25 protein-coding genes are annotated in these 21,599 nt (G+C 53.3%); 14 read left to right on the forward strand and 11 right to left on the reverse strand.

The features are described 5' to 3' along the window. Positions 1 to 202: 202 nt before the first annotated feature. Positions 203 to 1,042: an SDR family NAD(P)-dependent oxidoreductase gene (locus ABX962_RS00745; protein WP_372715679.1), complete on the reverse strand. Its 840-nt coding sequence runs from the start codon at positions 1,040 to 1,042 to the stop codon at positions 203 to 205. A gap of 6 nt (positions 1,043 to 1,048) precedes the next feature. Continuing rightward, the gene (locus tag ABX962_RS00750; RefSeq protein ID WP_372715681.1) at positions 1,049 to 1,678 is read right to left on the reverse strand and encodes a TetR/AcrR family transcriptional regulator; all 630 of its coding nucleotides are present in this window, start codon (positions 1,676 to 1,678) and stop codon (positions 1,049 to 1,051) included. A 116-nt stretch (positions 1,679 to 1,794) separates the two neighbouring features. On the opposite strand from ABX962_RS00750, the gene ABX962_RS00755 reads away from it, so the two are divergent. Further along, positions 1,795 to 2,550, forward strand: coding sequence for an ATP-binding cassette domain-containing protein (locus ABX962_RS00755; RefSeq protein WP_372715683.1), 756 nt, complete (start codon positions 1,795 to 1,797; stop codon positions 2,548 to 2,550). Positions 2,551 to 2,681: 131 nt separating this feature from the next. Then, positions 2,682 to 3,380, forward strand: a complete 699-nt coding sequence (locus ABX962_RS00760) for an ATP-binding cassette domain-containing protein (protein ID WP_372715685.1) — start codon at positions 2,682 to 2,684, stop codon at positions 3,378 to 3,380. A gap of 31 nt (positions 3,381 to 3,411) precedes the next feature. Here the strand turns inward: ABX962_RS00760 and ABX962_RS00765 are convergent, their stop codons facing one another. Beyond that, a complete protein-coding gene (locus ABX962_RS00765; protein WP_372715687.1) occupies positions 3,412 to 3,627 on the reverse strand; it encodes a hypothetical protein in 216 nt (71 codons plus the stop codon). Positions 3,628 to 3,757: 130 nt separating this feature from the next. Here ABX962_RS00765 and ABX962_RS00770 point away from each other — a divergent pair, with 130 nt between their 5' ends. Beyond that, entirely contained in the window at positions 3,758 to 4,318 is a 561-nt protein-coding gene (locus tag ABX962_RS00770; RefSeq protein ID WP_372715689.1) for a sigma factor-like helix-turn-helix DNA-binding protein, read from the forward strand. Between the two features lie 678 nt (positions 4,319 to 4,996). Here ABX962_RS00770 and ABX962_RS00775 read toward each other — a convergent pair. Next, on the reverse strand, positions 4,997 to 5,407 hold the full coding sequence (locus tag ABX962_RS00775) for a DUF1398 domain-containing protein (protein ID WP_372715690.1): 411 nt from the start codon (positions 5,405 to 5,407) through the stop codon (positions 4,997 to 4,999). 31 nt (positions 5,408 to 5,438) lie between these two features. Beyond that, positions 5,439 to 5,891 (reverse strand): MarR family winged helix-turn-helix transcriptional regulator, encoded by a 453-nt coding sequence (locus tag ABX962_RS00780; RefSeq protein WP_372715692.1) that lies wholly within the window; start codon positions 5,889 to 5,891, stop codon positions 5,439 to 5,441. A 936-nt stretch (positions 5,892 to 6,827) separates the two neighbouring features. Between ABX962_RS00780 and ABX962_RS00785 the strand changes: the two genes are divergently transcribed. Next, positions 6,828 to 7,163, forward strand: a complete 336-nt coding sequence (locus ABX962_RS00785; RefSeq protein ID WP_372715694.1) for an ArsR/SmtB family transcription factor — start codon at positions 6,828 to 6,830, stop codon at positions 7,161 to 7,163. Further along, entirely contained in the window at positions 7,160 to 7,600 is a 441-nt protein-coding gene (locus tag ABX962_RS00790) for an SRPBCC domain-containing protein (protein WP_372715696.1), read from the forward strand. The genes ABX962_RS00785 and ABX962_RS00790 overlap by 4 nt, the downstream gene beginning before the upstream one ends. A gap of 295 nt (positions 7,601 to 7,895) precedes the next feature. Here the strand turns inward: ABX962_RS00790 and ABX962_RS00795 are convergent, their stop codons facing one another. Together ABX962_RS00795 and ABX962_RS00800 are read right to left on the reverse strand one after the other, a co-directional pair. Continuing rightward, entirely contained in the window at positions 7,896 to 8,318 is a 423-nt protein-coding gene (locus ABX962_RS00795) for an NADPH-dependent F420 reductase (RefSeq protein ID WP_372715697.1), read from the reverse strand. A 64-nt stretch (positions 8,319 to 8,382) separates the two neighbouring features. Next, on the reverse strand, positions 8,383 to 9,132 hold the full coding sequence (locus ABX962_RS00800) for an SDR family NAD(P)-dependent oxidoreductase (RefSeq protein WP_372715699.1): 750 nt from the start codon (positions 9,130 to 9,132) through the stop codon (positions 8,383 to 8,385). A 269-nt stretch (positions 9,133 to 9,401) separates the two neighbouring features. Here ABX962_RS00800 and ABX962_RS00805 point away from each other — a divergent pair, with 269 nt between their 5' ends. Next, the gene (locus ABX962_RS00805) at positions 9,402 to 9,956 is read left to right on the forward strand and encodes a TetR/AcrR family transcriptional regulator (RefSeq protein ID WP_372715701.1); all 555 of its coding nucleotides are present in this window, start codon (positions 9,402 to 9,404) and stop codon (positions 9,954 to 9,956) included. 498 nt (positions 9,957 to 10,454) lie between these two features. On the opposite strand, the gene ABX962_RS00810 is transcribed toward ABX962_RS00805, so the two are convergent. Together ABX962_RS00810 and ABX962_RS00815 are read right to left on the reverse strand one after the other, a co-directional pair. Continuing rightward, positions 10,455 to 10,760 carry a hypothetical protein gene (locus ABX962_RS00810; RefSeq protein WP_372715703.1) on the reverse strand — a complete coding sequence of 102 codons (306 nt, stop codon included), beginning with the start codon at positions 10,758 to 10,760 and terminating at the stop codon, positions 10,455 to 10,457. Positions 10,761 to 10,772: 12 nt separating this feature from the next. After that, entirely contained in the window at positions 10,773 to 11,162 is a 390-nt protein-coding gene (locus tag ABX962_RS00815) for a winged helix-turn-helix transcriptional regulator (RefSeq protein WP_372715704.1), read from the reverse strand. Positions 11,163 to 11,677: 515 nt separating this feature from the next. Between ABX962_RS00815 and ABX962_RS00820 the strand changes: the two genes are divergently transcribed. The 5 genes from ABX962_RS00820 (at position 11,678) to ABX962_RS00840 (ending at position 14,670) form a co-directional block, all read left to right on the forward strand. Continuing rightward, positions 11,678 to 12,646, forward strand: a complete 969-nt coding sequence (locus ABX962_RS00820) for a muconolactone Delta-isomerase family protein (protein WP_372715706.1) — start codon at positions 11,678 to 11,680, stop codon at positions 12,644 to 12,646. Positions 12,647 to 13,166: 520 nt separating this feature from the next. Then, a complete protein-coding gene (locus tag ABX962_RS00825; protein WP_372715708.1) occupies positions 13,167 to 13,721 on the forward strand; it encodes a dihydrofolate reductase family protein in 555 nt (184 codons plus the stop codon). A 145-nt stretch (positions 13,722 to 13,866) separates the two neighbouring features. Beyond that, positions 13,867 to 14,175: an NADPH-dependent F420 reductase gene (locus ABX962_RS00830; RefSeq protein WP_372715710.1), complete on the forward strand. Its 309-nt coding sequence runs from the start codon at positions 13,867 to 13,869 to the stop codon at positions 14,173 to 14,175. 46 nt (positions 14,176 to 14,221) lie between these two features. After that, positions 14,222 to 14,524 carry a hypothetical protein gene (locus ABX962_RS00835; RefSeq protein WP_372715712.1) on the forward strand — a complete coding sequence of 101 codons (303 nt, stop codon included), beginning with the start codon at positions 14,222 to 14,224 and terminating at the stop codon, positions 14,522 to 14,524. A 5-nt stretch (positions 14,525 to 14,529) separates the two neighbouring features. After that, positions 14,530 to 14,670 carry a VOC family protein gene (locus ABX962_RS00840; protein ID WP_372715755.1) on the forward strand — a complete coding sequence of 47 codons (141 nt, stop codon included), beginning with the start codon at positions 14,530 to 14,532 and terminating at the stop codon, positions 14,668 to 14,670. A 408-nt stretch (positions 14,671 to 15,078) separates the two neighbouring features. Here the strand turns inward: ABX962_RS00840 and ABX962_RS00845 are convergent, their stop codons facing one another. Continuing rightward, positions 15,079 to 16,026: a LysR family transcriptional regulator gene (locus ABX962_RS00845; protein ID WP_372715714.1), complete on the reverse strand. Its 948-nt coding sequence runs from the start codon at positions 16,024 to 16,026 to the stop codon at positions 15,079 to 15,081. A gap of 151 nt (positions 16,027 to 16,177) precedes the next feature. On the opposite strand from ABX962_RS00845, the gene ABX962_RS00850 reads away from it, so the two are divergent. The 3 genes from ABX962_RS00850 to ABX962_RS00860 all read left to right on the forward strand — a co-directional run bounded on the left by ABX962_RS00850 (position 16,178) and on the right by ABX962_RS00860 (position 18,820). Then, positions 16,178 to 17,275 carry an alkene reductase gene (locus ABX962_RS00850; protein WP_372715756.1) on the forward strand — a complete coding sequence of 366 codons (1,098 nt, stop codon included), beginning with the start codon at positions 16,178 to 16,180 and terminating at the stop codon, positions 17,273 to 17,275. An 84-nt stretch (positions 17,276 to 17,359) separates the two neighbouring features. After that, on the forward strand, positions 17,360 to 17,803 hold the full coding sequence (locus ABX962_RS00855; RefSeq protein ID WP_372715715.1) for a DMT family transporter: 444 nt from the start codon (positions 17,360 to 17,362) through the stop codon (positions 17,801 to 17,803). 171 nt (positions 17,804 to 17,974) lie between these two features. After that, positions 17,975 to 18,820 (forward strand): alpha/beta fold hydrolase, encoded by an 846-nt coding sequence (locus ABX962_RS00860; RefSeq protein ID WP_372715717.1) that lies wholly within the window; start codon positions 17,975 to 17,977, stop codon positions 18,818 to 18,820. On the opposite strand, the gene ABX962_RS00865 is transcribed toward ABX962_RS00860, so the two are convergent. After that, a complete protein-coding gene (locus ABX962_RS00865; protein ID WP_372715719.1) occupies positions 18,796 to 21,573 on the reverse strand; it encodes a protein kinase in 2,778 nt (925 codons plus the stop codon). The two genes, ABX962_RS00860 and ABX962_RS00865, sit on opposite strands and share 25 nt — an antisense overlap. Between the last annotated feature and the right edge of the window lie 26 nt (positions 21,574 to 21,599).

Consider the following 21,599-nt stretch of genomic DNA (forward strand, 5'->3'; position numbering starts at 1 on the left):
TCATCAGCTGGAAAGTAGATGACATTTCAACGTCGCCAGCTAGCGTGCGTAACGAGTGAAGACATAGTCGCGTTGGTGAAAAGGTGATGTCCAATCCCGTGACAACACCGCCAAGCAAGGCGAATAACAACACAATGAAAAACATTGATTTCATACGATCCGTTGTTAAAGTCACTGTCCTTTTTCTACACGTTCAACGCAGTCATTCTTCCGGATAGTCTGTCGAAACGCTCAGTTCACGCCAGCGCCAAAGCTCTTCCAATCTTGCGAGATCGGCTTGCTCCAGTGCGTTCACGGCGTCATTGCCTAGCGGTAAACGCAACGGTGGCTGATCCATTGCAGCAACTTTCATAACTACCTGTGCCGCACGAACCGGATCGTCAGGCTGCCGACCATCGTACGCGTGCTGCATCCGCGCAGCAGCTCCGACAACGGCGTCGTACTCAGGTGGACCTGAACTCAATGATGTTGAGGAGCCGGCGAAGTCTGTCCGAAACCCACCAGGTTCGATGATGGTCACTTTGATTCCGACGAGCGCCATCTCTTTCGCGAGCACTTCGGAGAATCCTTCCACGCCCCATTTCGCGGCGGAATAGGGTGCCCGTCCGGGAGCGCCGATGCGACCACCCACGGAAGAAAACTGAATAATGTGGCCCGAACGCTGTTGACGCATGATTGGGATGGCCGCCTTCGTGACGATGATGGTTCCAAACAGGTTGGTTTGAATCTGTCGGCCAAACTCGCCAAGATCGGTATCTTCAATCGAATCCACGTTACCGTATCCGGCACAATTCACCAAAACATCGAGACCGCCAAATTCATCGACGGCGACTTGCATTGCTTGCTCGGCGGCCACCGGGTCGGTCACATCCAGATCTACAGTTCGTACTTGTTCGCCGAACTGCTTTAAGAGATCAGCAAGATGCGATTCTTGACGCGCCGTGGCAACGAGACGATGTCCCGCGCTGAGCACTCCCTGAGCAAGTGCTCGCCCTATGCCCCTGGAACTACCAGTGATGAGCCATCTTTGTGACATATTCATTGAACCTCATTCGCTCGCCATTGCCTTCATAAAAACTTGCCAACGATCGTCAAACAGTTTCCGTGCCGTTCGGCTGCTGATCGATGTCGCATCTCGCAACCGGACTCGATTGTTTGCACCCTCCAACAGGTCAATGAGTATTTCGCCTATCGAAGAGGAACTGCCACAACGCAAGTATCCAGCGGTCTGTGCCGACGAAACCGCATCCATCACCGGTTGCAGTGCGGAGTTGGTCCATTCAGTTAAGCGTTCGCGTAGGTCAGGCGAAACGACAGCCTCGGCGCTAACCAAAAGATAGAACGCGGAGTAATCGGGTGAGGAACCGAACTTGAAGTATCGAAGTGCCACTTGGTAAAGCGATTCAAGTTCGTCGGTCCTGGTCGCACCTGCCGAAGTCAACTCGTCACGAAACGCGTTGATATCTCGTTCGACCACGGCGTCGAGCAATTGTGCCTTGCTGGCATAGCGACGGTAGATCGTGTGCTTGGAAACACCGAGTGTCCGGGCAAGCTCATCAATCGAGCTGTTCGCGATCCCTTTTTGGCTAAAAAGTGCGCGCGCCGCATCGAGGACGCGAACATCTATTACCGCCGCTTCGTCCTTCGTTGGTCGCCCACGTGGTTTACCTAAATTCATGACGTAGCGCTTCACTCTCTCGTGGCTGGGAAATAGCACGGTGGCGTTGCATTATTGGCCGCGATGCTATAAAAGCACTATATCGTACCTTTAATGATTATTCAAGAGTCGAAGCGATGTCACAAATCACATTGAGACAACTTGGTTGGTCCACACCGGACGGTAATAGCCTGTTTGAAGACTTTGATCTCAGTGTGAGTCGTGAGCGAATTGGACTAGTCGGAAGAAACGGCGTGGGAAAGTCAACGCTACTGAAGCTCATCAGTGGCGAACTCCTACCTAAAACGGGTGGCGCCACTGTCACTGGTACGTTGGGCGTACTGCAACAGAAAGTGCAAATAGAGCCCGAAGAAACTCTCGCCGATCTCTTTGACGTGCGCAAAGCGTTTGAAATCTTGCGTCGCGCCGAAGCGGGTCAAGCAAGTATTGACGAGCTGGCGGATGCCGACTGGACGCTCGAAGAACGAATGGCGGCTGCGCTGGACCGAGTTGGTCTGGACGTCCGCCCCGACACACCACTGTGCAAACTCTCGGGAGGTCAGTGGACACGGGCCAGCATTGCTGTCGTGTTCTTCCAAGCCCCCGATTTTTTACTGCTCGATGAACCAACGAATAATCTGGATCGCATGGGACGCGAGGCAGTGTTCAACCTGATCGCCAACTGGAAGGCAGGTGCGATCGTTGCCAGCCACGATCGAGAACTGTTGGAACACATGGACGCCATCGTCGAAATTACATCACTCGGCGCTACTCGCTATGGAGGCAATTGGAGTCATTTTCGCCAGCAAAATCAATCGAGTTGCAAGCCGCGCAACACGATATGGCCCACGCTGAAAAACACGCGGCCAAGGTCAAACGAGATACTCAAATGACGTTAGAACGAAAGCAGCATCGAGATGCCGCCGGGGCCAGAACTCGGGCCCGCGGTGGCATCCCACGCATTCTGTTGGGCGCAAGAAAAAACAACGCCGAATCGAGCAAAGGCGACAGCGTGAGACGTGCCATGCGACAGAAAGCTCAAGCACTAGAAAACGTCGAACAGGCCCGGGCTCGCGTTGAAATCTTGGATGAACTCGCGATCGCGGTACCAGCAACCGGGCTCTCGAACAGCCGTGTCGTGTTGGCGTTTGATGCCGTGACAGCTGGCTATTATCCCGACCGACCCATCATTCGCGATTTAACTTTCTCACTGATTGGGCCCGAGCGCATCGCCCTAGTCGGCCCCAACGGTTCCGGCAAGACTACCATCATTCGACTGTTGGATCGTCAGTTAACTCCACTGCAGGGGACCGTCTCAGTTCGAGTCAGCATGGCTGTCTTGGATCAGCGAGCAAGCTTCCTCAATCCCAAGCTTTCTGTCCTCGATAATTTCAAACGGCGCAACCCGACATCGAGTGAAAACCTATGTCGTCACACGCTTGCCAGTTTTCTATTCAAGTCAGATGCTGCCCTGCAGACAGTGGGCACACTCAGCGGCGGTCAGATACTACGCGCCGGACTCGCCTGCCTGCTCGGTGCCCCCGAACCGCCAGCGCTATTGATCCTCGACGAACCCACCAATCATCTCGATATCGACTCCATCGAAGCCGTTGAACGAGGACTTAACTCCTACGACGGTGCAATCCTGGTCGTCTCTCACGATGAAGTGTTCCTGCGCAACGTCAATGCCACGCGGCGGATCGAATTGAGCAGCAACACCTAACCCCGTCGTTGGGCAGCTAGCGTACCGTAGCTTACGATGATTTTATGATCGCGTTGCGAGCAGCGTCCAAGATCTCATTTGACAATTCCACGTCATCGACCGCCCGCGCCAAAATCATCGCTCCTACTAAAGTCGACCAAGTCGCCAACGCTTGCTTTTGCTTTGCCGCTTTGGATCGACCAGGAATGGCCGACACCACGACGTCAACTAGTGAACGAAAGCCGCGAGTAAATGTTTGACGGATCAACGCTGGTCCTCTTGCGACGTCGATGCCTAACGCTGACAACGGGCAACCATCGTACATCGGACCGTGGGTTCCCGAGCCCGTTGATACATCTGCTGGTTTGCACGATGCGGATTTGCAAGAGTCGCTGAGCTTGGGTTTTCTCATCTTGCTCGAGCGTCTATCGCCGATGGAGCGGGCGGCATTCGTGCTGAGAAGCGTCTTCGATTATGAATACGGCGAGATCGCTGAGGTTCTGGAAAAATCGGAGACCTATATCCGAAAAATTGTCAGTCGCGCCAAAGCACACTTGGCGGATGGTGCGCCGCGTTATTGCCCGCCGCGAGAGCAAGCGGCCGTGTTGGCTGAGCAGTTCGTTGCCGCCTGTCGGGCCGGCGATGCCAAGCTCGTCGAACAATTTTTGACAGAAGATGTTGAAGTGTATTCCGATGGCGGCGGCAAGGTCACGGCGGCGCGAGTTGTAATTCGCGGACGCAACCGCATTGCTCGCTTCCTGGCAAAAGTCTTCCATACCAAGCGACGCGACTACGACATGCACCCAACCGTCGTGAACGGCGACCCCGGCGTCGTGTTTACCCTACAGGGTAATGTGGTGCATGTCGCGGCGCTCCGTGTCGAGGATGGCGTGAGAGGAGTCTATATGTGCCTGAATCCAGAAAAGCTTACTCGCTGGTCGGTCGCGAAACTGAAATAGCAATACTAGCCGTTACAAATTGAACGGGCAGCGTGTCATATAGTGAATCAGAAGCTTGATTCTCGTTTGATCACCCGTCAGCACGTGCAAATTACTTGTTTGGATTGCAATAAATTGTAGCGATGCTGGCGACGCCCTATCGGCCGACAATCCGATTCTTGAGGCCAATTCGGGCCGACGTTTTGATGATCGCCGCGATTCGGCCAAGTGCCTAAGGAGGGCGTGTCCGAGGACGTCCTGAGCGACGAAGAGATAAGCATTTGCCTGGCGCGCGAACTATTATGAGTGTTGGCCTATAAGCAACCGAGCTGGCAAGTGGCCGCAATTTCACTCAACTGGCAGGACGCACAACCGCGCTGCCGGTCAGAACGGATTACCTCCGTGTCGTTCTGAAGCTTGCTCCGATTATCGAACCTAGAGGTGGCTAGAGCGATAAGCTTGTGTTTCGCAGCTATTCGTGGGTCAAGGCAAGGTTATTGAGCATTAGGGCGTGACCCCGGTCACTTGGATTCAAATCACGTTTGTGTGTCTTCAGCATTGCAATCGAGCGGCACCGCAAGTCCTTTCACAGCAAGACTTGAGACTGCGGATATAGAGCGTACCCCACAGGAGAAAAGTTCTATTGCCGTCCTGTCGCCCCGACTAATGACCCGGGTCATTTTTGTGATCTGGTTTGTTTTATTTCTCCACGGGTGATGGTGGAAATTGCTCCACGTGAGAATCACCGTTGCGTCCGAAGTAGATAACACAGCGGCCGGTGATCTGGACGAAGTATCCCACGCATCCAGCGGCCATTGTTTTCCGGATGAACTCCAAGTAGGTATGCTCGTTCCGCTGACTCTGGCGGACGGCGGCTTCGACTTCCGATGCTGAGAATACGGTACCGATTGCGTGAGTAGGATGGAGTGTGGCCACAACTAGGGTGTCACCTTCTGCCAAGTAGTACGTGATTTCCTGGCGGCTGTAGTCTGCGTGATATCGTTCCACGCCGATTTGTCCTAGCCTGCCGACGATTTCCGGAAAGGTAAGCTCGCCGGTCAATGCTCCCTCGGCGCACCATTGAATCACCTGTGTTTTTTCTGCGTTCATGACTTCTCCGTCGTGGTTCGTGAGTTTGGATTCAATCGACCGGCAAGTCCTTCCAACCGTGCCGGCGGACAATCTCTTGAAGCAAGTTCACCAGACCGGTTCTCTCTTCGGGTGTCAGATGGCCGAAGAACTCGCGGTCATTCTCGTCGGCAAGCCGAGCCAAGACCGGCACAAGTCGCTTGCCCGCCGCCGTGAGTTTGATGGTCTGATAGCGTCTATCACCCTCGGAAAACGAACGCACTGCCAGCTTCTTCTGGAGCAGTCGTTCGACGAGCTTGGAAACCGCCCCCCGCGTCATGCCAACGGCCTCTGCGAGTTGGCTCGGATTGGCCGCTCCCGTTCCGAACATCTGACGTAGGAGAACCCACTCCGAAACCGTGACGCCTTGAGCCTCGACCTTTTGGGCGAAAGCGTGCGAAACATGGTTGGAGACATAGCGCAGCCAGTAGCCTGCGTGATTTTCGAGTGCGCTTAGTCGCGTCATGACAATTCTCGCATTATGGTTTCCTAGGCAACTATAGCGATGGGCACAGGACGCGTCAACAATCAAATTTGGAGGCAGTTGGACCCGTTTCCAACCGGGGTCAGGTCTCGAACAGTGGCTGCAGATGTCGTTCGTCAGCCAATCAGAACCGCAGGCTCAAGTGGTGGCCCGCGATTCAAAAACTTCTCTGCCGCAATGAGTTGCGTCGCGGATCAGTCCAGCAACATCATCACGTAAGGCATGAATTCGCGAACTAAAAAGTTCTATTGCCGTCCTGTCACCCCGACTGATGACCCGGGTCACTTTGGTGATCTGGCTTGTTACATTTTTCAACCGGTGATGGTGGAAATTGCTCCACGTGAAAATCACCGTTGCGTCCTCAGTAGATAGCACAGCGGCCGGTGATCTGGACGAAGTATCCCACGCAGCCAGAGGCCTTTGCGCTCAGCTCCGGTGTCGAATCCGAAAACGCGAATAAAGCTCGCGAAGCACTCGATTCCCAGTTTCGATCCTCACTCCGGAAAGGGAAGATGCCATTCTGCGAGCGGCTGGATTTTCAAACGTCCGCCTGTTCTACGTCGGTCTCGCGTTCCGTGGCTGGGTGGCTTATGCCTAAGCGGATCAGAATGAACAAACGGACTGTCGTTCTGGATGCGTGTGTAACATTACACGTGGGCTGTTGTTTGTCGGCGTCGCAGCACGGGGTAAAAATTGGCGGTTGCTCGCATGCCACCCTTTTCACAGCGAGCACCGATTGCAGCAGCTAATGACGACCACCTCAGCTCGAAAACAGGCGGCACAAAACACAGGTCGAATCTCCGCTGCTCCTCGTCGCGAACCGGGCATTTTAGCGGCGATGACAATTGCATCGTCTTCACTCCTGTTTGTGCATCGCTGCTCTTGACAGGTAAGCATATTCTTACGTATCGTAAGGACATGCCTACGACGATTAAAACTGCCGATACCGACGTTTTTGCCGCCATCAGCCATCCGGCACGTCGCCTAATGCTGGACGCGCTCATTGAGGCCGAACGCCCGGTGAACGCGATTGCCGAAGAGTTCGAGATGAGTCGGCCTGCGGTATCGCAGCATCTTCGCGTGCTCTTAAACGCTGGACTTGTTTCAGAGCGACGACACGGCCGAGAACGCCGCTACCGTTTGGTGCCTGATCGGCTAGCTCCCGTGCGGGATTGGATTGCGCACTACGAGCAGTTCTGGGACAAGCACCTCCAGCGACTACAAGAGCATGTCATGAAAGGAGACGGAAAATGAGCGAAACCATCCACCGTGAGATTCTGTTTCCAAAGCCGCCAGAAGCCGTCTGGAAATCACTCGCCAGCAGTGCAGCACTGAGCGAGTGGTTATACCCGAATGATTTCGAGCCACGGATTGGACATCAGTTCACATTTGAAGTGCCGCCCAAACCCGAGGTTGGATTTGAAGGATTGAGCGTGCATTGTGAAGTGCTCCAGTGTGACGAGCCTAATCGACTCGTATTTTCATGGGAAGGGGGAGCACTTGTCGGAACGCAGGTCAGCTTCAAGCTTGAGCGGGAAGGGGAAGGCACTCGATTGCTATTTGAACATTCCGGATTCGATATAGCAAAACCGTTTGGCAAGCAAGCTCTCCAGGGAGCAAGGAATGGGTGGTCAGAGATGCTCGATAAACTCGCTGAAATTCTATTAGACAACAAGGAGAATGCATCATGAACATCTTTCTCTGGACCCTGCAAATCCTGATGGCGTTACACACGTTGATGGGAGCAGTTTGGAAGTTTTCGAATTCGGTTGAGAATACAATGCCCTCGCTTAACGCTATTCCAAACGGAGTGTGGTTAGCGATGGGAGGCTTTGAAATCCTTTTGAGTATCGCGTTGGTCATCCCGCTGATACACAGACCCTTGGCTTTTTTGGTCCCAGTCGCGGCACTCTGCATCGCTGCAGAAATGCTGATATTCACGGCCCTTCACTACTTCTCCGGTGACTCGACATTCGGTCCAATAATTTATTGGACCGTGGTCGCCGTGATTTGCGGATTCATCGTATACGGTCGTTTAGTATTGGTGGGGTGAATAGGCTCCAAGCGTCTGGAGCGATTCACCGTGCAGCGATGTGCTCCCAAGTCTTTGGGTGAAAAACTAGGAAATGCGATCGCGTTGGTTGCATCGATTACGATCTTGCCTTGCCAATCATCGCTTTGACGAAGAACCTCGATAGCTGCTTCGAAGGGAGTTGCTAAAACAATTATATCGGCCGACATCGTGTCCTTCAAATCGCATGCAGTGACATAGGATCCGAGCTCAGCACTTAGCTGTGCGAGCGAATCTTTTCCACGGCTGTTCGCAATCACAACAGATTGGTGATTTCTTGCAAATTGAGTTGCAACCGCATTGCCAATCGCTCCGGAACCAATAATCGCGTACTTCATTTTTTTACATATCTTCGAATGTGTGGGAAATGAGTGAAGTCACAAAACTACTGACTCAACAAAACTACGCCATCTGTCCACCGTCAACGTTCAGTGTCGCACCGGTTATATAGGTTGCGTCCGGCCCAGCCAGGAAGGCAACCGCTGCAGCGATCTCGCTTGGTTGGCCATAACGCCCGAGTGCAGCAAGTTGCTTAAGCGTCTCGGCAAAGGGGCTGTTTTCAGGGTTCATCTCGGTGTTGATCGCGCCGGGTTGAATGATGTTGACTGTAATATTTCTGGATCCTAGATCACGGGCCCAACCGCGAGTATATGCGGCAAGCGCAGCTTTGCTCGCGACGTAATCGGCGAGTCCAGGGAATTGAATTCGATCGGCACCCGTCGTCCCAATCGTTACGATACGTCCACCGTCTGGGAGAAGGGGCACCGCGGCTCGCACCGCTGAGACCACACCTTTGACATTCACGTCTAACTGCCTATCAAGGGCTCCGTAGTCCGTATCAGGATCTCCCACGACTCCTGTCACGAATACACCAGCTGAATTGATAAGAATGTCGAGTTGCCCAAATGCTGCGTAAGCTTCTTTGACCAGCTTTTCAACTTCAGACTGTATTCCCTGGTCTGCTTTAATTGCGAGAGCACGTCGGCCTAAACTCTCCACAGCTAGAACGACTTCATCTGCTTGCTTCTTCGACGCAGCGTAACTGAAAACCACGTCAGCGCCATCGTTTGCCATACGCTTGACAATTGCCGCTCCAATTCCGCGTGAGCCCCCGGTAATTAGAGCAACCTTCCCCATGAATGGTTGGTTCATCGTGATCCCTTCGAAATCTATGTTATTATGTAGTTGCAACTACATAAATAGCCGAGCAACAAGATGATGTCAAGTCAGGTGTATGGCGAAACAGGGCCGAAAAGTCGCTTCACCTCCTGCTACCGCAATCATCCAGGATCGAAGTCTGTTTCCTGGATGCGTAAATTGCCCTATAATTGCAGGATGGGGATCTCGAATCGGGTACTCGAAACTAAATTGGAACTATCATGCCTAGAGGTCGCCCCCGACAATTTGACATCGAAAAGGCAGTGGAAGCAGCCTTGATGGTATTCCTAGAAAAGGGATACGAGGGTTCAACGTTTAACGAGTTAGTTGCGGCGATGGACATTTCGCCTCCAAGTTTTTATGCAGCTTTCGAGAACAAAGAAGGGCTGTTTCGTCGAGCAATTGAACACTACGCCAAACGCGGCGAGCCTATCGTTGAGCAGGCATTGAGGCAACCAACGGCATTTGAAGTAATCGAGACATTCATGCGTCTCCTCGTCGAGTTGGATACAGCACCGGACAAACCTCCTGGATGTTTGTTCGTCCAAGGCGCTCTTACCAGTAGCGAGAAATCACATGACATCCGACTGGAACTTGCAGCCAGACGTACTGCAATTGAGCCAATTCTTACAAAGCGACTTAAGCAGGCGCGCAAGGATGGAGACATGTCGGTTAAGGGCAATCCCAAACAGGTAGCACGGTATGTCGCCACCGTTCTGCAAGGCGTAGCAGTGCAGGCTGCAAGTGGAAGCTCTCGTAAAGAGCTTGAGGAAGTTATCAAAGTATCTCTTCAAGGACTTATGGCGACAAGGAATTAAGCGAATGCTGGCGCATGTAAAGCTAGTCTTCGTTGTGTCTTGGCATCTTTCCACTGCTTCCTGCAACCGCTCGCCCATTAGCTGTCCGCCTCAGGAACCAGTACCGTCAGTAAGCCGCTCGGAACTTGCTTCTTTCGTTTCCGTTCGCTAAAGAAGTCGTAGTGGCCCGTAATTGATTTCTTGGATGCTTCAAACTCCTCCTCTGTAGAGCGTCAATCAGAACTCCCGCCCGCGACAATCAGAATTACCGGGTTGTGATTGATTCAAAGCGGTGCCAGTTGGCCGGCAGTAGGGATAGCTAGCAATTGCGGTATGGATTTCCGCGACAATTAGAATTCCCTTGGTAGGTACTTATAAATCAGGCTATCGCAAGCTCTTACGCAAAGGAGGCTTGCGATGCTCAAGGATTATCAGGCGAGCAAAATGTTCACCATGCTGCGCAATGGATGCGCGGTGGCAGAGCAGTATTCGGTCAGCAGTAAGTATCGAGGCTTGAAACTAGAAGTACACATTCAACAAGACACCGTTGAGTTGTGGTATCGCAGTGAACGTATGGAGGTCATGCCTCGGCTCTTTGGTCGCAACAAGGAGTGGGTTGGGCTTGATGTAGTAAGTACCCAATACCTCGCCGAGGTCGCCCACCGCGACGAACGTCGCAGCAGGCACGTCAATCCAAGCCACGCGAGCTTCCGCCTCCGTGATGTTCGGCGAATACGGATACGTCTCGCCCGCCCGAAAAACGGGTTCGAGGATTCGCCAAACGGACAGCCAATCACCGGGCAGAAAGAGTCGCAGAGCTGTCATCAATATTCCCTATCATTCGCTTGCGTGTTCACTTACTTCCGTCCTTTGACGGTCAGCGATCAAATCCATCGCGTGCTCTTCACCCCATTTCTTGAGTGACTTCAAGACTGGTGTGAGCGATTTGCCTTCTTCGGTGAGTTCGTATTCAACTCGCGGTGGCACTTCGGCGTAGACGATTCGGTTCACCAAACCGCTGGCTTCCAGTTCGCGAAGCTGCTTGGTCAGCATCCGCTGTGTGACACAACCGACCTTCCGCTTGAGTTCACTGAAACGAAGCCGGCCGTCGAGCAAATAGAAAAGTACGATCCCTTTCCACTTCCCGCCAATCAGCTCCAACGTCGCTTCAACGGGACAGGCGGGCAGCACGTAACTGGTGTGCCGGGGCTTGTTCTTGGTATCCATTTTGTGCCTACGTGTCCGAAATGTGCGTACTTGTTCGTTGAAGTCGTTCTCGTATTATGTGCACTTATGTGCACGGAGACAGCCAAAGACAAACAGTTTCAAACAGACAGGAGAAACAAAATGAAAGCGATGCTCATCAACGCCTATGGCGAAACCGCGACTTTTGAAGCCGCAGATGTTGAGAAACCCAAGTGAAGGCTGGCCACGTGTTGGTCAAGATCGCCACTTCCAGCGGTAACACTTCGACACGTAGCTCAGATTTGTGAGTCTGGCGGTTAACCAAGGATCCTTTCCCCTACCAAAGCTTAATCGTCCCACAAGAAACGTGTAACCAAGTCAACGACCGAGAAGGGGAACCCTGACCGGCATCGACTAGCACCAGCGAGGCTGGGTGTTTGCGCAGAGCATTTGCCCGAACCGATCGTCCGCGGGAAGGAACGGCCACGCGCTGGCCCGTTCATTTTCTTTCACTGATTTTAAAACTTCCGTCTTGCCCATATCTATTGAGACTCCCTATGAAAGTTCTAATTGTTCACGCTCACCATGAGCCACAAAGTTTTTCGTCGTCGCTTGCAAAACGCGCTGAGGAGAAACTTCTTTCGCTCGGTCACGAAGTCACCTTCAGCGATCTGTACGCGTTGAAATTTGATCCCGTCTCGGACCGTCGCAACTTCACGACGACCAAGGACTCCGGTTATCTCAAGCAACAGGCCGAAGAAGTTCACGCAACCGAAAACGATGGATTCGCTCCTGACGTGGAAGCTGAGATGCAAAAGCTCGAAGCTGCCGACGCAGTCATCTTCAGCTTTCCACTTTGGTGGTTTGGGATGCCTGCCATCTTGAAAGGTTGGGCCGACCGCGTTTTGGCAGCTGGGAGAATTTACGGTGGTCCCAAGTTGTTCGAAGGCGGGATTGGCGGGAGCATCAAGCGAGGTCTTGTCCTAATGACGACCGGCGGGGGCGAAGCGACGTATGGTGGCTGGGGAGTAAACCCAGCACTCGATCGAATGATGGCACCTATTCAGCACGGCATTTTTTGGTTCAACGGGTTTCGTCCGTTGGATCCCTTCGTTGCCTGGTCACCCGCTCACATCGGTGATGAGGGCCGCCGAGAGCAATTGCAGGAACTTGATCGAAGGATGGAGTCGCTTTTCGATGAAGCTATGTTGACGCTCCCGCCCCTTGCGGATTTTCCTGGCTTTAGCGTCGATACGAAAAACCGATTTCAGGTGGTGGTTCGATTCGTCAAACCATTCGACGAGGAATTTCATCGACTGGTACCCGCCGAACACAAAATGATCGACGAATGGCGACGCGATGGACGGCTGCTCGAGTTTGCTCGTTCGGAAATGGACGATCCGAATCCGCGAGTCTTCATGACGTTGCGTGCGACCGACGCTGCGGAGGTCCAGGACTGGTTCGGACAACTGCCGTTAGCAGACTACCTTGAGTCTGAAGTCACCAAGCTTCATAAGCCCGTATAGCGACACGTTGCAAACGAAAAACATTGCATCTGGCACGAAGGACGCGTAAGGTTGATGGCGGATTGCTACGTCTCTGTCTATCCAGCCATCGTTTTTCAGAACTTGACAATTCCACGAGTGACTTTGATGCAACCCACTATCGTCGACCCACCGTAGTCTTTGGCCAGACGCAGTAGGCTCTCGTGGAACCCGTGATCGGAAAAGTTGCTTCAACCATTTTTCGACCTTCAGGGCGGTATGAAGTTGCCACTCTGGCCACGAACCAGCATCGCGCACGATACCGGAATCTCGCGCAGTCCGGCGTCCCCTACCGATTTCGCATTAGACCATAATGTAGTCTCAAAAGCAGAAGTGGATTCGATCATGCAGCTAGCGAAGCAGGCAGGAGCGACGATCGTGAAAGAGGCACAAGATGCGTTTTTGGGAAGCTATTCCGGCTATTTCCAGGACCCAGACTGACATTTGTGGGAGATTGTCTGGAATCCGAACTTTGAAGACCTGTGAAGAAAGGAGCCTTATCATGAAAACCCAATACTATGCGGCGACAAGCCTGGATGGATTCATCGCAACCGAAGACGATTCCCTGGAGTGGCTGTTTTCTCTCGGTGACCTGAGTGCTTCAAGCTACCCTGCATTTATCGCAGAAGTAGGAGCTTTGGCTATGGGGACGGCGACCTATGAATGGATGATTGGCAACGCAGAGAAGCTGACTCAAGAGACAGGAGCCCCTTGGCCATATACCCAGCCAGCCTGGGTATTCACCAGTCGCGAACTTCCAACTATCAATGGCGCAAACATTCGGTTCGCCACTGGTGATGTCCGAAAGGCTCATGCGGAAATGCGATCCGCCGCTGGCGCGAAGAATATCTGGATTGTTGGCGGAGGTGATCTTGCTGGCCAATTCTACGACGCTGGACTGCTTGACGAACTGATTGTGCAAATTGGCTCAGTGACTCTTGGCACAGGCAAGCCTATCTTCCCTCGCAGGGTGCTCAGTCCAAATTTGCATTTGATGTCTATCCAACAGATGGGGACAAGCATGGCCGAACTACGCTATCAAGTCTGCAAGGGTTGACCCTAAAGAGATGGAGCAAGAGGGCGAATCCAGCCCAGCGGGACGGTTCGACTCTGTCGTTAGTTAGCACATCGCTGCACGGTGAATCGCTCCAGACGCTTGGAGCCTATTCACCCCACCAATACTAGGTCGTGCATCAAGTCGTGTGATCGCTGAGGCTGCACCGGGTGCTTCTGTCGTAAAGACTTTTAATACGATGTGGGCACGAGTCTTAAAGAGAGATCCGCAGACCGAACAGGGCAAACGAGTTTTGTTTTTATCCGGTGATGATGCTGACGCCAACAAGAAAGTCGTATCACTGGTTTCATCTTGGGGCTTTGAGCCAGTGGATTTGGGAGCCATTTCTGAGGGAGGATTGCTGATGCAATTTGGCGGACCATTGACGACTCTGAGTCTTATCTCACAGCCGCAAAGCGGACCAAGTTTGCCGGAAATGGACCTCTCAAACAATTGAACTTGGGCAACAACTTAGATGACTAGAAGTAGTAGGAGATTTATTGATGCCAACGCTATTTAATTCGATTGACGTCGGTCCGATTCAGGCAGAGAATCGCGTCTTTATGGCCAAACCAATGTCTACAGTAAGCATCCGCTACATGATCGACGACGTTCCTGTCGCTATTCAGTTCTACACCACACACCTTGGCTTCGCGCTAGATCATGATGCGAGCCCAGCCTTCGCGTTGGTCACCCGTGATGGAGTGCGACTCCTCCTAAGCGGCAAGACCACTCCGGCCGTCGAGCGATGTCCGACGGTCGTGACCTCGTCCCTGGTGGTTAGAACCGGATTCACATCCAAGTAAGTAACATCGAAGCTGAGGTCCAGCGCCTCCGTGACGCTGGTCTCAAGTTCCGCAACGACATCATCACCGGGTCGGGAGGCTCACAAATCATTCTCGACGACCCCTCTGGAAATCCCGTCGAGCTGTTCCAACCTGCGACGAAGTGAGAGCGGCGCCAATCCGATTTCTAGGGAAACCGGGTCGTAATTATCTGTAGGATATGGACTTGGCGCCTTAAAGAAGCAACCGCGGACGACTTTCCCACTCTCGCAGACCAGTCAGAAAAAATTCTGCCGGTGCCTTGTCGCCCCGACTGGAATTCAAAACAGTTCGTCGCATTCATTTGTGGCGAGCTGTTTTCCTTTCCGTAGCAAAGGTTTACGCCGATACCTTCGGCGTTGGCTGCCAGTTCAATCGACGTCCTCACCAAATCCAAAACAGGTCGCTACTTGCCGTAAGTGGATTGATTACATGACGTTGCAGAGTTCAAATCTCGTCGCCAGTCAACGCATCGGACACGTCACACTTACGTTGTATCGATGTGCATGACAGCGGCCTTCACGGACCTGCTGTTTTCATGATCGATTCTTTCTTGCCGATTTTTGCACTCCAGGCCGCCTGACGAACTCCTGCTGAATGGTCGTTCTTCGTTCGTGGACGAGTTGCAGAAATGCGTCTCGAGGTGGACTTTCGTGGTTCGCGTGCCAGCACATGACCAACGGGATTGGCTCCATCGCTGGTGCGATCGAAACGAAGGAAATCTGCTGACTGCGAAGATTCTGCACACCTTCGGGCACGATGCTGATGCCCTGTTCGGCGGCCACCATCGTTAAAACGGTGGCCATCAGGTCGGCACCACCAGACACCACGGGCGAAAATCCTGCCGACGAACACGCTGCGATAATGTGGTCGTAAAGGCTGATCGCGACGCCGCGGTCCAAAAGAACAAATCGTTCTTCGGCAAGATCGCTCAGTCGGACTCGCCGAATCGACGAAAGTGGGTGGGTCTCGGCCATGACGGCAAGCAAACGTTCTCGAAACAGAATCTGCGTGGCGAGGTCCGGGTGCCCCGGAGGCAATGGTCGTGTAAAAGCTACGTTGATCTCGCCGCGTTCAAGTGCAGCCAACTGTTTGTCCGGCGTCATTTCGAACATCCGGATGGTGACATCAGGATACTGCAGTCGAAACCGCCTGATCAAATCAGGGAGAAACAACATGGTGGGAGCAGCAAAAAATCCAATTGACAATTCACCGAATTCGCCGCGCGAAGCACGTAGCGCTTTCAGCTTTGCTGCTTCCGCAGCCTCCAGGATGGCTTGAGCTTCCTTAAGGAACACGCCTCCGGCCGATGTCAAACGTACGACTCGCTTATTGCGGAAAAAGAGTGAGGTACCGATTTCCCGCTCCAGATCGGCAATTTGAGTGCTCAGCGCAGGCTGGGCAACTAACGACTTCTCAGCCGCTCTCGAAAAACTCAATTCAGACGCCACGGCGACGAAGTAACGAAGATGTCGTAGTTCCATTCTCCAGTTATACGCAAAAGCGATTACATACGCAACAATTATGTATTTTACAAATACATAATTGGTACCGATAATACTTGTGCAACGGCAGCCTTCGGTGAAGCCATCACAAGGGCGCATTATTCGGACACACACATTCAGAGGAATCGAAATGACGGCAACACACGATAATGAAACGCTCTTTCAACCACTCCGCATCGGTGCGATCGAACTTCCGCACAGGATTGTGATGGCCCCTTTGACGAGAGCACGATCTACGGATCGAGTCCCGAATGCGTTGATGGAAGAATACTATAGCCAGCGAAGCAGTGCTGCCCTGATCATCTCTGAAGCGACGGCCATCAGCGAGCAGGGCTATGGCTGGCACGGTGCTCCCGGCATCTACACTGCTGAACAGGTCGAAGGGTGGAAGCGGATTACCGACGCCGTTCACACGTCCGGTGGGCGAATGTTTTTGCAATTGTGGCACATGGGCCGAGTGTCGCACCCGGACTATCAAGGCGGGCAGTTACCAGTTGGTCCCAGCTCGATCGCGGCGACTGGGGAAGCACATACCCCAACTGGCAAGAAGCCGTATGTCGTTCCTCAGGCTTTGAGTCCATCGGCAATTGCAAGCGTCATCGACGACTACGCCAAGGCAACCGGACGAGCGCGGGAGGCGGGATTTGACGGAGTCGAGATCCATGGCGCGAATGGATATTTGATCGACCAATTCTTGCGAGATTCCTCGAATCAACGCACCGACGAATACGGCGGCTCAATAGAAAATCGCCTGCGGTTTCTCCGCGAAGTTGTTACGGCAGTCACCAACGCATGGTCGGCGGATCGCACGGGTATTCGCTTGAGTCCCACCATGAGTGGCAATGGGATGGCAGATAGCGATCCCATTGAATTGTATTCCCGGGCAGCGCAGATGCTTAACAGGTTCCAGCTCGCCTACTTGCATATTGCAGAAGCGATTCGACCGGGTCGACTCTACAACGCAGATGCACCCCGCGTGACACCTTACATACGAGCCGAATTTGAAGGCGTGCTATTCGCCAACGGCGGCTACGAAAAGGCGACGGCAGCCAATGCGATACGCACAAGGGAAGCCGATGCCGTTGTGTTCGGCCAGAAGTTCATCGCGAACCCCGATTTGCCCGAACGCCTGAGAGCTGACGCACCGCTCAACGAGCCCGAAGTCGCGACGTACTATGCGCCCGGAGCACATGGCTACACCGACTACCCCTCCCTGGTCAGAAGTTGACGATCGCCACCACTAACCCGCTTGCTCATTCACTCACGCATCAAACCTGCTCGCACAACCCCGATTCCAACTCGAAAGAAAATCATGGCAAAACTGATCTGGATTCTAATGGCTCTCGCTGCAGGCACTGCATTGCCACTGCAAGGCGGGGTTAACGCGAAACTTGGAAAAGCAGGAGCCAGTCCGGCTCATGCGGCGTTCATATCGTTCGCGGTCGGGACGGTGGCATTGCTGTCTTATATCCTGCTGACCAAGCAAACGGTTTCCTGGACAGGCATCAGACAGTTGCCACCGCAATACTGGATCGGCGGGATATTGGGAGCCACCTATGTGACGATTGTTATTCTGGTGTTCCCGAAGCTCGGGCCGGGGTTGGCATTTAGCCTGATCGTTGCCGGGCAAATGGCGATGGCGCTGCTTCTGGAGCATTACAATATCCTTGTCGCTCAGCAACAATCGGTCAGCTTGGGGCGGATCATGGGGGTCGTGCTGATTGTCGTCGGCGTCGTTTTCCTGAAACGGTTTTAGGACCGCACAGTGAGGTAGGCTGAGTGGAATCAGCATTTCGAGGGGGCGCTGGTCACGTCCGCGTCTGTCTGTCTGCTACGCTTAGTATTCTGAAAGGGAATCGAAGTCAGACAACGCCTCGCCTTCGCCGGCGGATTGCAATCCAATTCACTTTGAACAAGGGATCTTTCCATGAGCTCTGTTACGAGCGCTGATGGTGCAAACATCTTCTACAAAGACTGGGGAAATCCCAGCGATCAGTCTGTCGTCTTTCATCATGGCTGGCCTCTCAGCTCCGATGACTGGGATTCCCAGCTGCTGTTCTTCCTGTCCAAAGGCTATCGCGTGATCGCGCATGATCGACGAGGCCATGGGCGATCCAGTCAGGTTAGCGATGGTCACGATATGGAACATTATGCTGCCGACGTTGCCGCCGTGGTGAAGCTTCTCGATTTACGAGACGCTATTCATATTGGCCACTCAACAGGCGGCGGTGAAGCGGCGCGTTATGTCGCGCAGTACGGAGCCGGACGCGTTGCGAAACTAGTACTCATTGGCGCCGTTCCGCCGCTGATGGTGAAAGCGCAGCACAACCCGGATGGCCTGCCAATCGAAGTATTTGATGGGTTTCGTGAGCAGTTGCTCGCCAATCGTGCGCAATTCTACTGGGATGTCGCCAGCGGACCTTTCTACGGCTTCAACCGTCCGGAGGTGACTCCCTCCGCACCTGTCGTGCAGAATTGGTGGCGGCAGGGCATGATGGGAGGTGCCAAGGCGCACTACGATGGGATCAAGGCTTTCTCGGAAACGGATTTCACCGACGACCTGAAGGCGATTGACGTGCCAACACTTGTCATGCATGGTGATGATGATCAGATCGTGCCCATCGGAGCTTCCGCGATGCTCTCGGCAAAACTACTGAAGCAAAGCACGCTCAAGATTTACGAAAAGTTCTCGCACGGAATGTGTACCACCAACAGCGATGTCATCAATGCGGATCTGTTGGCATTCATTCAAGGAGAGTCCGTCGGCACCTGAGTAGCTCGATTATTAGGCGCTACATTCCCACGCGATGCCAACGCGACAGCTTCGCGGTGCAACAGCTTGCACATCCAAGACTCGCGGTTGACACTTTGAACTCCATCCATCGCGAGCTCAGCCGTTTCAAGCTCGCGACGAGATGCATTGGTTTCCCCAATCGCATTCAGCGCCATGGCCAACACCAAATTTGGGGCGGGCGGTAACACCGCTCCAGCTTCGTTTTGCAGAATTGCGATCGCTTCACGCGGCCGTTCGTGACGATATTCAGACAATGCCTTTGCAAACAACAAATACGGACGCGCCCAATTCTGGTCCGGCGACAATTCGAGACTCAGCGCGCGGTCAATGAGACGTTCTGCCGCGAGACGAACCTCCATCGATCGAGGCTTCAGGAGGCAAGCACGACCAACTCTCTCGCACACAAGCGGGTTAGTTGTTTCTCCAAATCGCTCAAGTAGCAATTCACATGCATCGATGTAGCGGTCTTGCTGACCAAGAAACAGACACAGCTCCGCGTATCCATCAACGTCTTCATGCACCGAATGAGGGTCATTGATGACTTTCTCCCACACCGCCCGTGCTTCCTCTAGACGGCCAAGACTTAATAGGGCGGTTCGAAGCCCTTGATGCGTTGAAGGTTCAGAATGCTGTAGTTCGATTGCACATCGGAAATGAGCAATCGAATCGTCAGCCTGACCACTCTTGAGCAGTGCCCACGCAAGTTGATGTTCCGCCCGACCGTGCCAAGGCTCAGATTCGAGCACGCGTTGGTAATGGTAAATTGCTTCGTCGAGTTGATTGAGCGATTCGAAATTGACCCCGAGATTGTAGTGGACCGCAGATGCGTTTGGCCGGAGTGCAAGTGCAGCGAGATTGTGGCCAATCGCCAATTGAGATTCGCGCTGACTTAATAAGTGGCCGAGTTCGAAGTTTAGCCAGAAATCTTGGGGATAATTACGATGTACTCGCTCCAGAAATTCGGTGGGGTCACCACCAAGCCGTCGCCAACGAGTTCCCATGGCAACTAGCAACGTCACTGGTTGTTTATCAATTTCGGCAACCTCCGCCAGCTCCCGCAATCGATCGACGTTCGCCCACATCTCCTGGTGTCGCACTTCGTCACGCCAAGCATTTGGATCGGTTTGGCGAGCAACTTCGAGAATCCATGCACGCGATTCTGCAGGTGCGCAGGCGGCCCAATCGTCCAGGGCGGCTATCAAAGCGACGTGAACCGTCGACTGCTTGATACGCGAGGCGACAACGTCAGGCTCGTCGAAACCGACTACTCCAATTCGAGCTTCCTTAAAGGCGGCTTGGTATGCGTCACTCGATTCTTGATAGTCGATACCACCGAGAACGTATTTTCCCCGACTCATTCGAATCGCATCCAGTTTCTCGGCCAGATCAAGTTCGGTTTGGGCTCTTACGATTTGTTCTCGAAGTAGGCTCGAGCCACCATCTGGCACGCGACCGAGTATCGCGCGGGCTTCGGTAAATCTTCCTTCTTCTTCGAGTGAGAGTACGAACGCCAACCGCTGTATCCACTTCTCGATTTCGATCCGACGTTGTGATTCGGCTTTGTAATGCTGCAGCGCAAACGCGCTTGCGAATCCAATCAATGCGACAGACGTGAACAAGAAACCTGCAAATGCAGGATTGCGTCGTATCCAACTCGCCAGTCGCTCCACTCGGCTGACAGGGCGTGCCTGAATGGGTTCGCGATTCAGAAAGCGTTTCAAGTCGTCAGCAAGCTCAGATGCCGAAGCGTAGCGTTGCTCTGGCATTTTCCTTAAACACTTAAGGCAGATCGTTTCAAGGTCACGAGGAACGCTGGCGTTGATGTGCGACGGCGCTAATACCTCAAGTTCAATGACTTGTCTTTGTGTCTCAGCGGCGGTCTCTGCGCGAAAGGGGGCCCGCCCCGTGAGCATTTCGTACAGAATGGCCCCTAAGGCGTACACGTCTACAGAAGTCCCAACGACTTTGCAATCCCCTTTGGCCTGCTCAGGCGCCATGTAGCTGGGGGTTCCCAACTGCATTCCACTGACAGTAATGGCCGGATCTCGCTCCATGTGGCGCGCCAGTCCAAAATCAACAACCTTTAAAATTCCGTCCGCTGAAAACAATACGTTGGCAGGTTTCAGATCTCGATGCACAACGCCATTTGAATGCGCAAACTCGACCGCACCTGCCAGGACAAATACATTCTCTGCGGCTTGCCGATCTGGCAGAGGTGTGCCAGCAAGTCGTTCCGATAAACTTCCTCCTTCCAGAAGTTCCATGGAGAAGAAAGGTCGCCCCTCCGTTTCACCCATGTCATAAATCTGCACGATGTGGGGATGTTGCAAGGCGGCGATCGCATGAAATTCACGCGCGAAACGAAGCTTTTCTGCATGACTTGCAAACGGTCCGGATCGCAACATTTTAATTGCCACGGTTCGATTGAGTTTGCGTTGTCTCGCGCTGAAGACGATTCCCATTCCGCCGCTGCCGAGAATCTCAAGGACATCGTAATCCGCAAATGGTGGGAGCTGACCTTTGGCTACTTCCGATTCCTGGCGGGACTGATCCGATCCTTTGTCAGAATCTGGGAATATTTCGTTGAGCTGCTGTTCGATGCTTCGAACATCGTCCAAACGCTGGCAAACGGCAGGTAAGAGTTCCGGGCAAGCTTTGCAGGCTTCGGCGGGATCGCAGCCCGTCGCCAGAATGTGTTCCAGCAGTTGCGTGATGCGTTGATCGTCGTTCATAGATAGAAATCCAACAACACGTCAGG

It is taken from the genome of Novipirellula sp. (genome assembly GCF_041583735.1).
Classification (GTDB): Bacteria; Planctomycetota; Planctomycetia; order Pirellulales; family Pirellulaceae; genus Novipirellula.